We start from the raw sequence: 13,231 nt of genomic DNA, 5'->3' as shown, positions 1-13,231 counted from the left end.
TGTTATTGCTCCTTGCAGCTTGGATATGTGTGTGTGGGATGTCGGTCTAACGCGGGGTTCAGATGCCCCAGGCGAAAGGGTCTTGCTCGTCAATCAACAGCGTGCTGCTGGCAGTGACGTAGGCACGGCCGGTAATGAAGGGATGGATGCAGTCCCCCTCCCTCCGGTATTGGCCGATGAACTGGCTGCCGGTGATGCCGGCCTGCACCCAGTCTTCGCCTTCGGCCAGCTTGCCGTCGGCGGCCAGGCAGGCCAGCTTGGCGCTGGTGCCGGTGCCGCAGGGCGAACGGTCGTAGGCCTTGCCCGGACACATGACGAAATTGCGGCTGTCGGCACTGGCATCGTCGGCAAACAGCTCCACGTGGTCGATCAGCGCGCCATCGGCCCCGGTAATGCCCTGTGCCTCCAGCGCTTGCAACATGGCCCAGGTAAAGTCGGTAAGTGCCTCCACATTGGCCATTTCCAGCGTCATGCCGTGTTCGGACACCAGAAAGAACCAGTTGCCGCCCCAGGCAATGTCACCGTGAAATTCGCCGTAGCCGGGCACGTCCACCGCCACCTGCTGGCGATAGCGGTAAGCCGGCACATTGCCCAGCGTCACCGCGCCATCCTCATGCAGGGTGGCGCTGACCGGCCCCACCGGGGTGTCGATCTTGTGTACGCCCGGTGCAATCAGGCCCTGGTAATGCAGCGAGGCAATCAGGCCGATGGTGCCGTGGCCGCACATGCCCAGATAACCGGTGTTGTTGAAGAAGATCACCCCGCAAGTGGCATCGGGCGACACCGGCGGGCAATACAGCGCGCCCACCAGCACCTCGCTGCCACGCGGCTCCAGCAAACAGGCCCGACGCCACTGGTCGTGCTGCTGACGCAATTGCTCGCGCTGCTCGGCCATGCTGCCGCCGCTCAGCGCCGGAAATCCTTGCATCACCAGCCGGGTGGGTTCGCCCCCGGTGTGGGAGTCGATGATGTGTATCTGTTTCATTCGCCTGTCCATTCTGAAAACGTGAATGACGGATGGCGGACAGATGCAGCAGGCCGGGCCAGGCAGGGCGATGCCTTGCAGTGCCTTGATTCCATTACATCTTCGTGCCGCATCCGTCTGCGTCAGCACCTGCATAGAATGGCTTTATTGCCGCCAACATTCTTGATGGTTATCATCAGCGACAATGACGAAATCGGCACAATTGGCGTTTTCGCGATCAAAACCGCTGCCGGACGGCCCCCGGGGTGATACCTCAAGGGGAAGGGAGAAAGCTGATGACAGGCGAGCTGGTGGACACCATCGCGCAATGGCAGGAAAAAATGCGTCCGGCAACAATCGAGGCGCTGCTGGCCGGGGTGGCACCGCTGCTGCCGGTGCTGGACCTCATCCCCAACGCGGCCATCTTCATCAAGGACAGCCAGGCGCGGTATCTGTGCGCCAACAGCACACTGGTGGCGCGCTGTGGCCTGAAAAGCCTGCAACCGCTGCTGGGCAAGACCAGCGCGCAGGTATTTCCCGCCCAGTTGGGGCCGGGCTATACCGAGCAGGACATGCAGGTACTGCAAGAAGGGCGGGTGCTGGAAAACCAGCTGGAGCTGCACCTGTTCAAGAGCCGGGAACCCGGCTGGTGCCTGACCTACAAATGGCCGCTATACAGTGCGGCGGGGGATATCATCGGCCTGATCGGCATTTCACTGGACCTACAATCCGCCAGCAACACCCATCCGGCTTACAAGCGGCTGGTAGCAGTGGATGACTTTATCCGCAAGCACTTCAACCATCCCATCAGCATGGACGAGCTGACACGGATTGCCGGGGTATCGGCCGCCCAGCTGGAACGCTATTGCAAGAAAGTGTTTCATCTGACCCCGCGCCAGATGATACACAAGGCCAGGCTGGAACATGCCCACCGCCTGCTGCACACCGACATGGCCATCACCGATGTAGCACTGCAATGCGGTTATACCGACCACAGCGCCTTCAGCCGCCAGTTCAAGGCACTGACCGGCTTTACCCCGCGCCAGTACCGCCAGGCTACGGCACAGGGCTGAGGGCCGGCTGCTGGATATCACCAAAACGGAAGGCTGCGGTCACGCCGCCATCCATCAGAAAATCACTGCCGGTGATAAAAGTGCCATCCGGCCCCATCAGCAGGGCAGCCAGCTGGGCCACTTCGTCCGGCGTGCCGGCGCGTCCCACCGGGCTGGCGCTGAGCATATTGCGGTAGCCGGCACCACGCGGGCCGTTCAACTCGGCATTGGCCAGCGGGGTGATGATGATGCCGGGGCTGATGGTATTCACCCGCGCGCCACGCTGGCCCCAGCGCACCGCCTCTGCCATCACGCGCAGTGCATTGCCGCGCTTGGACAGCTGGTAGGCATGCAGGGTATCGGCTACCTGCCCGGCCTGCAGGAAGTCCAGCTGCAGCAGCTGCTCGGTGGGTGTCATGGCCAGCGCACTGTCCTGCTGCTGCGTCAGCGCTGGCAGACGATGGCCGGACTGGGAGGCAATCACCACCGCGGAGCCGCCTGCCGCCATCACATTGCCAAACAGCTCCAGCACCAGCGCTGTGCCGTACAAGTCCACCCGCAGAATGGTTTCCAGCGGGGCCTGTGACGGCGACACCCCAGCGGCATGAATCAGACCGCTGACCGAGCCCATCCGGCTGGCCTGCGCCACCAGTGCCTGCACCGAGTCCCGCGCGCCTACATCCACTGTCGCCGCCGTGGCCTGATAGCCGGCATTGCGAAACAGGCTGACCGCCTGCTCGGCTTCATCCAGATTCAACGATGCCAGCAGAATCTGCCGGCCCACCCCCACCCGCCGCGCAATGGCCCGGCCAATCTGCCCTGCGCCCACCACCACCAATACGTCCTTGCTCATGATTTTGTTCGTCCGCTGTTGACATGACAACACTATAGAAAAGCCACTATCAAGCGAATAGTCGGTTTAAACTTGCTCCAGTAGAAATTTTTTATTGATATTTACTACGCAGCTGCACAAGGAAAACCATGGCCATCAACGAATTGCGCTCCATTGCCATGTTTGCCAAGGCCGTGGAACTGGGCAGCATCCGCCAGGCCGCACTGGCGCAAGGGGTAACACCGCAGGCCGCTACCCAGGCCATTGCCCTGCTGGAAAAACATCTGGGCGTGCGCTTGTTGCATCGCACTACCCGCAGCCTGGCACTGACCGCGGAAGGCCAGCAGTTTCTGGAGGATGCCCAGCCGGCACTGGCCACGCTGGAGCGTGCCGTCGGCAACGCTCGTGCCGGCAAGGAAGGGATGGCCGGGCCACTGCGGATTGTCGGCCCCAAGTCGTCCTTTGCCGGCATCCTGCTGCCGGTGCTGGATGAATTCTGCCGCACCCATCCCGATGTGCGGCCCGACGTGCAACTGGATGACGGCATTGGTGACTGGGTGCTGGACCGGGTGGATGTGGGCTTTCGTATCGGCGCATCAGCCCAGGACGGAGTAATCAGCCGCCGGCTGTTTCCGGTGCAGCTTATCGTATGCGCCGCCCCGCAGTATCTGGACCGCCACGGCCTGCCCGCCAGCCTGGATGCGCTCACCCACCACCGCTGCAGCATGTTTCGCCACCCGGTCAGCGGCAAAGTGTCGCCCTGGTATCTCAATGTGGACGGCACGGTGGAACAGCGTCACTTCACCCCGGCTTTTTACAGCAACGATACCGAGCTGGAACTGCAAGCCGTGCTGTCCGGCCAGGTGGTGGGCCAATTGGCCAATCTGTCCGCCGCAGTGCATATCCGCAGCGGGCGGCTGGTACCGCTGCTGCTGCCGCACCTCAGCACCCCGATTGCGCTGCATCTGTACTACGGCAGCCGCAATGCCCTGCCTGGCCGGGTAAGGGCCTTTATCGACCTGGCCATTGCACGGCTGCGCGACAGCCACGAATTTGTACTCACCAGCGAGGAGCTGGCCGCCGCCCACGCTGCCTACCACCAGCGCTGAATCTTCAGCGCATGCCCACACAAAAAAGGCCATGCAATGCATGGCCTTTTTCAAATGATGATGATGCTCAGTGATATTCACCGGCACGGTGGCGGTTGACCTCGCACGGGGTGCCTGCGGTGCAGAAGGCATCGTTGGCATTGCGGGTTGGCGATGTGCTGGCGCTGGCAGGTGCGGATGCATCTGCCCGGCCAGTGCCGGCATTAGCCTGCACGCTGCAGGCCGCTATCAGCACCAGGCTGCCTAATATCTTGTTCATGATGTTTCCTTTCCATGACTTGATGAATGCAATCAATCCCAGCTGCCGCCCAGCGCGCGAATCAGGCTGAGCGAGGCCAGATAGCGGTCCTGACGGATGCCCAGCGCCTGACGCCGGATGGACAGTTCGCTGCGCTGAGCATCCAGCAGATCAAGCTGGCCGGTCTGGCCGTTGCGATAGCGCGAATCCGCCATGGCGCTGGCCCGGCTGGCACTGGCTACGGCCTGCTGCTGGGCCTCTTCCTGCTGCGCCAGCAGGCGGATGTCGCTGAGCGAATCCTCCACCTCAGCCAGCGACTGCAAGATGCTTTGACGGTAATCAGCCAGCGCCAGTTCCATATCAGCCCGGGCCGAACCCAGCAGCGCCTGACGGCGGCCACCATCAAACAGTGGCAAGGACAGCAGGCCCTCTACCGACCAGGCGCGGGCCGACCAGCGGAAGATGTCGCGCAGCTGCGAGCTGGCATAGCCTCCGGCCGAGGTTAGCGTCAGATCCGGAAACCAGGCGGCTTGCGCCACGCCAACGCGGGTCTGGGCCGCCAGCAGCTTGCGCTGGGCTGCCGCCACATCAGGACGGCGCGCCAGCATGGCAGCAGGCAAGCCGGCTGGAATCTGCGGCAGGTTGGCATTCCAGCTGGTTTCTTCCAGCCTGAAGCCGGACGCGGGCTGGCCGGTCAGCACCGCCAGCGCGTTTTCCAGCTGGGCGCGCTGGCGGTCCAGCGCAATGGCCTGCGCGCGGGTGGCTTCGCTGTCGGCCTCGATGCGCGCCAGCGACAGCCCGGACTCCTCCCCGGCCTGATAGCGCTGGCGGGTGAGCTGTGCCGTGCGCGCATAGGACTGCACGGTGTCCTGCAGTAGCTGGCGTTGCTGGTCGAGCAGGCGCAGGCTGAAGTAAGTCTGTGCCACCTGGCTGGCAACCAGCAGACGGCTGCCCTGCAGTAGCGCGGCACTGGCTTCGGCATCCAGCGCGGCGGCGCGGCTGGCACCGGACAGCCGACCGGCCAGGTCGATTTCATAGCTGAAACTCGCCCCGACGCTGGTCAGCTTCACCGGCGTGGTGTTGCTGCTGTTCAGCAAGCTGGTGCCGGACGGCCCGGCCCCGGCTTGCGTGCCGCGCGCATTGCCGATATTCACGCCCAGTTGCGGCATACGGTCGGCATCGGCCACGCCCAGTGCGGCGCGGGCCTGTTGCAGGCGGGCCGCAGCAGCAGCGAGGTCGGTATTGTGTTGCAGCGCGCTGTCGATCAGCCGGTTCAGCGTGCTGTCCTGATAGGCCAGCCACCAGTCGCCACGCGTGGCGGCATCGGCCGGTGCGGCCAGCGTCCAGCTGCCGTCAGCCAGCGTGACCGCTGGCGGGTTCTTGTAACTGGCCGGGGTGGCCGGCAACTGGCTGCCGTCAATGGCGGGCGGCGTGGCGCAAGCGCTTAGCGCAGCCGCCAGCAACAGGCCCAGGGTGATTCTGTTGATCATCTATCCGCTTCCTTATTCGACATGGTGTTGCTGGGCAGCCGGGTGCAGTGCATGGCCATGCTCATGCCCCATGGGCGGCTGGGCGATCGGGTCCAGATGCGGCACCTCGCCGTGCAGCTTCAGTGGCTTGTTGCCGGACAGGCGGCGCATCAGCACATAAAACACCGGGGTGAGGAACAGCCCGAATACCGTGACGCCTATCATCCCGCTGAACACCGCCACGCCCATGGCATTGCGCATTTCCGCGCCGGCACCTTGTGCCAGCACCAGCGGCAACACACCCATGATGAAGGCCATCGAGGTCATCAGGATGGGGCGCAAGCGCAGGCGGCTGGCCTCAATGGCGGCCTGCAAGGGGCTGCGTCCGGCAAACTCCAGCTCGCGGGCGAACTCGACAATCAGAATGGCGTTCTTGGCACTGAGGCCCACCAGCACCACCAGGCCGATCTGGGTGAACACATTGTTGTCGCCGTGGCTCAGCCATACCCCGGCCATGGCCGCCAGCAGCGCCATCGGCACAATCAGGATGATGGCCAGCGGCAGCGCCAGGCTTTCGTACTGCGCCGCCAGCACCAGGAACACCAGCAGGATGGCAATGGGGAATACCCAGCTGCCGGAATTGCCCGCCAGGATTTCCTGATAGGTCAGCTCGGTCCACTCGTAGCCAATGCCAGGCGGCAGGGTTTGTGCTGCTACCCGTGCCACGGCCTCTTGTGCCTGTCCGCTGGAATAGCCGGGCGCGGCACCGCCGTTGATGTCAGCAGCCAGAAAGCCGTTGTAACGCATGGCCCGTTCCGGCCCGAAGCTGGGCTTGACCTTGAGCAGGGCCGACAGCGGCACCATGCTGCCGTTGGCCGAGCGCACCTGCAGCTGACCCACGTCTTCCGGCCGCGCACGGAAGTTGGCATCGGCCTGCACCCGCACGGTGTAAGTACGGCCAAACTTGTTGAAGTCGTTGACGTACAGGCTGCCCAGATAAATCTGCATGGTGTTGAACACGTCGGTCACCTTCACCCCCAGCTGCTGGGCCTTGCTGCGGTCCAGGTCAGCCAGCAGTTGCGGCACGTTCAGCTGGTAGCTGGTATACAGCCCGGCCAGCTCCGGTGCCTTGGCCGCACCGGCCATGAAGGCTTTCACCGCCTTGTCCATGGCCTCGTAACCCAGGCCGCCACGGTCTTCCAGTTGCAGCTTGAACCCACCGGTGGTGCCCAGGCCCTGTACCGGCGGCGGCGGGAACATCACCACAAAGGCGTCCTGCAACTTGCCGAACTCGGCATTCATCGCCCCGGCAATGGCATTGGCGCTCATGGCCTTGCCGCGCCGCTCCTCGAAGGGCTTGAGGGTGACAAACACGATGCCGGAGTTGGCACTGTTGGTGAAACCGTTGATCGACAGGCCGGGGAAGGCAATGGCGTGCTCCACGCCCGGTATCTTCAGCGCGATGTCGCTCATGCGGTGAATCACCGCATCGGTGCGGTCCAGCGTGGCACCGTCCGGCAACTGGGCAAAGCCGATCAGGTACTGCTTGTCCTGCGCCGGCACAAAGCCACCCGGAATGCTGTGGAACAAGCCCACGGTGACTGCTGCCAGACCGGCATAGATGGCCAGCATGACAAACTTGCGGCCGATGGCCTGCTTCACGCCCTGGCTGTAACGGGTGGCACCGCGGTTGAACAGGCTGTTGAAGCGGTCGAAGAAACCACCCAGCCAGCGGTCCATCTGGCGGGTCAGCCAGTCTTGCGGCGCATCGTGGCGTTGCAGCAGCAAGGCGGCCAGTGCCGGTGACAGCGTCAGCGAGTTGATGGCAGAAATCACCGTGGAAATGGCAATAGTCAGCGCAAACTGCTTGTAGAACATGCCACTCAGGCCGCCGATGAAGGCCAGCGGCACGAATACCGCCACCAGCACCAGCGCAATGGCGATGATGGGGCCGGACACTTCACGCATGGCGCGGTAGGATGCCGCACGCGGGTCCAGCCCGGCCTCGATGTTGCGCTCCACGTTTTCCACCACCACGATGGCGTCATCCACCACGATGCCGATGGCCAGCACCAGGCCAAACAGTGACAGGGTGTTGATGGTGAAGCCAAAGCCGTGCATTACCGCGAAAGTACCGACGATGGACACCGGCACCGCCAGCAGCGGAATCAGCGAGGCACGCCAGGTTTGCAGGAACAGGATCACCACCAGCACCACCAGCGCGATGGCTTCCAGCAGGGTATGCACCACCGATTCGATCGACGCGCGCACAAACTGGGTGGGGTCGTAGTCGATGGCGTAGTCCACCCCTTCCGGCATGGATTTCTTCAGTTCGGCCATGGTGGCGCGTACCTGGTCGGAAATCTGCAAGGCATTGGAACCGGGGGCTTGCGATACCGGAATGGCTACAGCGGCCTTGTTGTCCAGCGTGGAGTGCAGCGCGTATTCCGACGCGCCCAGCTCGATGCGGCCCAGCTCACGCAGGCGCGTAACCGCACCGTCAGCACCGGTTTTGACGATGATGTCGCCGAATTCCTGCTCGGTTTGCAGGCTGCCCTGCGCGTTGATGGGGAATTGCAGCTGGATGCCCTTGGCACTGGGCGAGGCACCGATGCTGCCGGCCGCGGCCTGCACGTTCTGTTCGCGGATGGCGCTCACCACCTCGCTGGCCGACAAGCCATGCATGGCCACTTTTTGCGGGTCCAGCCAGATGCGCATGGAGTAATCGCCCGCGCCATACAGCCCCACCTGCCCCACCCCGCTGATGCGTGCCAGCCGGTCACGCACATTGAGAATGGCGTAGTTGCGCAGATAGGTCATGTCGTAGCGGCCATTGGGCGACAGCAGGTGCACCACCAGCGTGAGATCCGGGCTGCTCTTGATTGTCGTCAGGCCCAGGCGGCGCACGTCTTCCGGCAGGCGCGGTTCGGCCTGCGCCACGCGGTTTTGCACCAGTTGCTGCGCCTTGTCCGGGTCGGTGCCGATCTGGAAAGTCACCGTCAGCGTCATCAGGCCGTCGGTGGTGGCCTGGCTGCTCATGTACAGCATGCCTTCGGTGCCGTTGATGGCCTCTTCCAGCGGTGTGGCCACCGATTCGGCAATCACCTTGGGGTTGGCACCGGGAAACTGCGCCCGCACGATGATTTGCGGCGGCACCACTTCCGGGTATTCCGAAATCGGCAACACCCGCAAGGACAGCAGGCCCGCCAAGAAAATCAGCAGCGACAGCACCCCGGCAAAAATCGGGCGGTCGATGAAGAATTTGGATAGGTTCATGAATGTCTTTCGCGTGGAAATCAGCTATTGGCCGCGGCGCTGGCCGGGGGCTGCATCGGCACCATGTGCGGTGCGACCGCTGCACCCGGCTGCACTTTCTGCAGGCCGTCCACAATCACCCGCTCACCGGCACGCAGGCCCGCGCTGACAATGCGCAGGCCATCAACACTGGCCCCCAGCTGCACCTGGCGGTAACGTGCCTTGCTGTCCTTGTCGACCACCATGACAAAGCGCTTGTCCTGATCGGTGCCGATGGCCTGCTCGTTCAGCAGCAGCGCCGGATGACGCTTGGCCTGCCCCAGCCGGATGCGCACGAACTGGCCGGGAATCAGCACGCCGTCGCGGTTGTCCACCGTGGCGCGCAGCTTGACCGTGCCGCTCTTGCCATCCACCTGGTTGTCCACCAGTTGCAGCTTGGCGGGGAAGGTTTGTGCGGTACTGGTGGCTACCTGTAGCGGAATGTCGCCCAGCCGCGCACGGGCAGCGCCGGCATCCGGCAGCTCGGCCAGTGCCTTGTTCACGGTTTCTTCGTCAGCATCAAAGCTGGCATACACCGGGTTTACCGACACCAGGGTGGTGAGCACCGGCGAATCCGGCCCGGCCGATACCAGGTTGCCGGTAGTCACCAACAACTTGCCCACCCGGCCGGATACCGGCGCGCGAATGGCGGTGTAGCCCAGGTTCAGCCGTGCCGTCTGCAAGGCGGCCTGCGCGGCCTTCAGGCTGGCATCGGCGGCGCGGGCGGCGTTGTTGCGCTCGTCCGCATCGCGCTGGGCAATGGCGTGGTCGGCCAGCATGCGGCTGGCGCGTTCCTGCTCGCTGCGGGCGAATACCAGCTGGGACTGGGCGGCGGCCACCTGGGCGGCGGCGCGGTCCACCTCAGCCTGATACGGTGCAGGGTCGATAGTCACCAACAGGTCGCCAGCCTTCACCAGCGCACCCTCACGAAAGTGCACGGACTGGATGGCACCGGCCACGCGCGAGCGCAGCTCCACTCGCTCCACCGCCTCCAGGCGGCCGGAAAAATCCTGCCAGGTGCTGACTTCCTGCTGCACCAGCAAGGCAGCAGATACAGGAACAGCCTGGCTAGCGGCAGACGGGGCATCCGCCTGCACTGCCTGGCTGTGCAGGCCCAGCCAGGTGGCGGTGCCAATGGCAGCCAGCACGGCAAAGGAAATGGCAGTCATGGCCAGCGGTCGCCGGCCCTTGTTGGGTGGGTTCATGTGTTTGGTTCCGTAAGGTCAGCACAGATGGCCAGCGCAAAACGCGTGACCGGACAGGTAAGGCGACGCAGTGCCTGTGCGGGCTGGCCGCATTGGCGCTGTCTTGTTGTCGGGTGAACACGGCACAAGGGCCGGCACATGCCAGCCGGGTATTCACCGCTTGATCAGGGACGCAAATGTATCAGCTGGGATTTTGCTGAACTAGATGCAATTTCATGCATGCCATTGTGAGATAAATTCATCAATGACAGCGCAAGCTGCACGGAAGACAGCGCGACGGGAAGAGTTATGCCTGGCCGGCGTGGTAACGCAAGGCATCCACCAGCAGCATCAGCGCGCGAGAGGACTGGCGACGGCTGGGGTAGTAGAGATGAAAACCGGGAAACACCGCGCACCAGGGTTGCAGCACTTCCTGCAGGCGGCCATCGGCGAGATAAGGCTGTACATAGTCGCGGGCGGTGTAGGCAATGCCCATGCCGGCCAGCGCGGCATTCAGCATCTGCGGCAGGGTGTTGATGATGAGCTGGCCACCCACCCGGATGGAAAACTTGTGCGTGCCCTGCTCGAACTCCCAGGCGTACAGCCCGCCATAGGTGGGCAGGCGCATGCTGATGCAATTGTGCTCGGTCAGCTCGCGCGGGTGTTCTGGCACACCATGGCGGGCAAAGTAGGCTGGCGTGGCCACCACGGTGGTCTGGATATCCGGGCTGATGCGCACGGCAATCATGTCGCGCGCTACCTGGTCGCCAAAGCGGATACCGGCATCAAAGCGCTGCGCCACAATGTCGGTCAGCCCGTAGTCGATGGACAACTCCACCTGCACGTCCGGGTAGTCCGGCAGCAGTTGCGCCAGCTTGGGCAGCAGGTATTGCTCGGCGGCAAAATCAGTCGCGGTGATGCGGATGCTGCCCGCCGGTTTGTCACGCTGCTCGCGCAGCACCGACAGCTCGGCTTCGATTTCGTCCAGCCGGGGGGCAAAAATGGCCAGCACCTGCTCACCTGCCGTGGTCAGCGCCACACTGCGGGTGGTACGGGTAACCAGGCGCATGCCCATGCTTTCCTCCAGCGCGCGCATGGTATGACTCACCGCCGAGGGCGATACACCCAGCTTGGCCGCCGCACGGGTAAAGCTGCCTTCGCGGGCTACCAGGACAAATGTACGCAGATCATTCAGGTTTTCGCGGGCCATTATTGAAATAATCTCATGCAGACTGGCGCATTATTTTGCAAGATGGTGCAATGTGCCAGCAGATTCTGCGTCAGCCGCTAGCCATCACCCCATCTTGCCGCGGTAAACGCAGCCGGAAGTGGCGGACTGCCGCAGCGCAATGTCACCGGCAATATTACATGGCGCTTGCTCACGCCAGCAGAACATGGCTAAAATGAGTAATTACTCACTTACTTGTCCCGCCCATGGCTCTCCCCCGCAGTGAAGAAAAACGCATCGCCCTGCTTGAATCTGCCGCCGCCATCATGGCTGCGCAGGGGCTGGGTGCGTCCACTGCATCGATCGCCCGTGGTGCTGGCGTGGCCGAAGGCACGCTGTTCCGCTATTTCGCCACCAAGGATGTGCTGTACAACGCGCTCTACACCCACCTGAAGCTGGATCTGGCTGCCGCGCTACGCCAGCACATGGCCGTACACGACAGCCTGGACGGACAAGTACGTGCGCTGTGGGATGCCTACATCGACTGGGGCGTGAGCAATCTGTCCTTTTTCAAAACGCTGAACCAGCTGGTGGTATCGGACAAGGTAACCGATGAAACCCGCTGCACAGTGGCCAGCCAGCTGTCCGACATCAAATGTGTCGCCCAGGCCTGCTCCGACAACAACGGCCTCTCCGCCCTGCCCGGCGGCTTTGCCGATGCCGTGTTCATGGCGCTGGCGGAAACCACCATCCAGTTTGTGGTGCGCGACCCGGCCAATGGCCAGGCCTACAAGAGCGCCGGATTCCGGGTGTTCTGGTCCGGCTCGGTGCGCTGACAATTGCACCGGTTTTTTTGCCCAATTAATGAGTGAGTACTCACAACAGGACTGTGCCATGCACTATGCGCGACTGGGCCTTGGCGGCCCCACCCTCTCCCGTCTGGCCTGTGCAGTGCAGCGGCCAGAGCCGTCCTGCCCGGATGCCGCACAACAGACAGCCCGCAGCATAGCCCAGGCACTGGATGCAGGCATCAATCTGTTTGATGCCACCAGCTGCATGGACGGCATGGCGGAATCGCTGCTGGCCAGGGCCCTGGGCAAACGTCGGGCCGAAGTGCTGGTCAGCAGCCGGCTTGGCGCCCGGCGCAGCACTACCCACAGCCACCCCGGCCTGTCGCGCAGCGATATCGTGTGGTCTGTCGAGCAAAGCCTGAAACGGCTGGGCAGTGACTGGCTGGACCTGTGCGTGGTACCGCATGAAGACCCGCACACGCCGCTGGAAGAAACCCTGCAAGCGCTGGACGACATGGTGCGTAGCGGGAAAGTCCGTTATCTCGGCTTTGCCAACTGGCCCGCCTGGAAGGCGGCCAAAGCGCTGGAATTGCAACAGCGTCACGGCTGGGCGCCCTTCTGCTTTGGCGAGCTGCACTACGCCCTGAATACCCGCAACCCGGAGCGGGAAGCCATTCCCATGCTGCAAAGCTACGGCCTGGGCCTGATCGTGAAGCCTCCGCCGGCAGGCCAGCCCTACAGCCATGCCGGCCCGGTACAAGCCCAGGGCTATCTCTCCGGCAGCACACCGCCAGAGGGCCAGCTCAGCAAGCACAGACTGGCCGAACTGCTGCGTGATACCGGAGCACGCCATCAGGCCAGCGCCAACCAGATTGCCCTGGCCTGGCTGCTGGCCCGCGAACCGGTTTCCAGCATCGTGCCGGCCTTCAACAGTGCCATGCAGCAAACAGACGCCCTGCACGCCATCAAGCTGCAACTGTCCGCCGCCGAATTGCTGCTGCTGGATGCAGCCAGCACCCCGACGCCGCTATTGCCGGACTGGTTTGCCGTGCAGGAACACATGCCGACAGCACAAGGCGTGCTGGAAAGAAGCTGCGCCTGAGCCCGCTGCAAGCCATTTCATTTCCCTC

The 13,231-nt window shown here is 63.4% G+C and carries 10 protein-coding genes and 1 pseudogene; 4 read left to right on the top strand and 7 right to left on the bottom strand.

What is annotated here, in order from left to right; all coding sequences use genetic code 11:
- Nucleotides 1-58: 58 nt before the first annotated feature.
- Nucleotides 59-985, bottom strand: coding sequence for a 4-hydroxyproline epimerase (locus QVF59_RS05530; protein ID WP_287877912.1), 927 nt, complete (start codon nucleotides 983-985; stop codon nucleotides 59-61).
- Between the two features lie 275 nt (nucleotides 986-1,260).
- Between QVF59_RS05530 and QVF59_RS05525 the strand changes: the two genes are divergently transcribed.
- Nucleotides 1,261-2,037 carry an AraC family transcriptional regulator gene (locus tag QVF59_RS05525; RefSeq protein ID WP_287877911.1) on the top strand — a complete coding sequence of 259 codons (777 nt, stop codon included), beginning with the start codon at nucleotides 1,261-1,263 and terminating at the stop codon, nucleotides 2,035-2,037.
- Here the strand turns inward: QVF59_RS05525 and QVF59_RS05520 are convergent.
- Nucleotides 2,021-2,869 (bottom strand): SDR family oxidoreductase, encoded by an 849-nt coding sequence (locus QVF59_RS05520; RefSeq protein WP_287877910.1) that lies wholly within the window; start codon nucleotides 2,867-2,869, stop codon nucleotides 2,021-2,023. The two genes, QVF59_RS05525 and QVF59_RS05520, sit on opposite strands and share 17 nt — an antisense overlap.
- Before the next feature lie 128 nt (nucleotides 2,870-2,997).
- Here QVF59_RS05520 and QVF59_RS05515 point away from each other — a divergent pair, with 128 nt between their 5' ends.
- Complete coding sequence (locus QVF59_RS05515) at nucleotides 2,998-3,957, top strand: LysR family transcriptional regulator (RefSeq protein WP_287877909.1); 960 nt, start codon at nucleotides 2,998-3,000, stop codon at nucleotides 3,955-3,957.
- A 67-nt stretch (nucleotides 3,958-4,024) separates the two neighbouring features.
- On the opposite strand, the gene QVF59_RS05510 is transcribed toward QVF59_RS05515, so the two are convergent.
- From QVF59_RS05510 to QVF59_RS05490, 5 genes and pseudogenes are all read right to left on the bottom strand, one after another.
- Complete coding sequence (locus QVF59_RS05510) at nucleotides 4,025-4,216, bottom strand: hypothetical protein (protein ID WP_287877907.1); 192 nt, start codon at nucleotides 4,214-4,216, stop codon at nucleotides 4,025-4,027.
- A gap of 32 nt (nucleotides 4,217-4,248) precedes the next feature.
- Entirely contained in the window at nucleotides 4,249-5,685 is a 1,437-nt protein-coding gene (locus tag QVF59_RS05505; protein ID WP_287877904.1) for an efflux transporter outer membrane subunit, read from the bottom strand.
- A 117-nt stretch (nucleotides 5,686-5,802) separates the two neighbouring features.
- Nucleotides 5,803-8,940, bottom strand: a pseudogene (locus QVF59_RS05500) (efflux RND transporter permease subunit); the annotation flags it as partial.
- 20 nt (nucleotides 8,941-8,960) lie between these two features.
- Nucleotides 8,961-10,163 (bottom strand): efflux RND transporter periplasmic adaptor subunit, encoded by a 1,203-nt coding sequence (locus QVF59_RS05495; RefSeq protein ID WP_287877899.1) that lies wholly within the window; start codon nucleotides 10,161-10,163, stop codon nucleotides 8,961-8,963.
- 286 nt (nucleotides 10,164-10,449) lie between these two features.
- Nucleotides 10,450-11,352, bottom strand: coding sequence for a LysR family transcriptional regulator (locus tag QVF59_RS05490; RefSeq protein WP_287877898.1), 903 nt, complete (start codon nucleotides 11,350-11,352; stop codon nucleotides 10,450-10,452).
- A 224-nt stretch (nucleotides 11,353-11,576) separates the two neighbouring features.
- Between QVF59_RS05490 and QVF59_RS05485 the strand changes: the two genes are divergently transcribed.
- Both QVF59_RS05485 and QVF59_RS05480 read left to right on the top strand, forming a co-directional pair.
- Nucleotides 11,577-12,146, top strand: a complete 570-nt coding sequence (locus tag QVF59_RS05485) for a TetR/AcrR family transcriptional regulator (RefSeq protein ID WP_287877897.1) — start codon at nucleotides 11,577-11,579, stop codon at nucleotides 12,144-12,146.
- A 58-nt stretch (nucleotides 12,147-12,204) separates the two neighbouring features.
- Nucleotides 12,205-13,203, top strand: a complete 999-nt coding sequence (locus QVF59_RS05480) for an aldo/keto reductase (protein WP_287877895.1) — start codon at nucleotides 12,205-12,207, stop codon at nucleotides 13,201-13,203.
- The last annotated feature ends 28 nt before the right edge of the window (nucleotides 13,204-13,231 follow it).

This window comes from Aquitalea sp. (assembly GCF_030150775.1).
Classification (GTDB): Bacteria; Pseudomonadota; Gammaproteobacteria; order Burkholderiales; family Chromobacteriaceae; genus Aquitalea; species Aquitalea denitrificans.
This window is presented reverse-complemented; position numbering and strand designations above follow the sequence as displayed.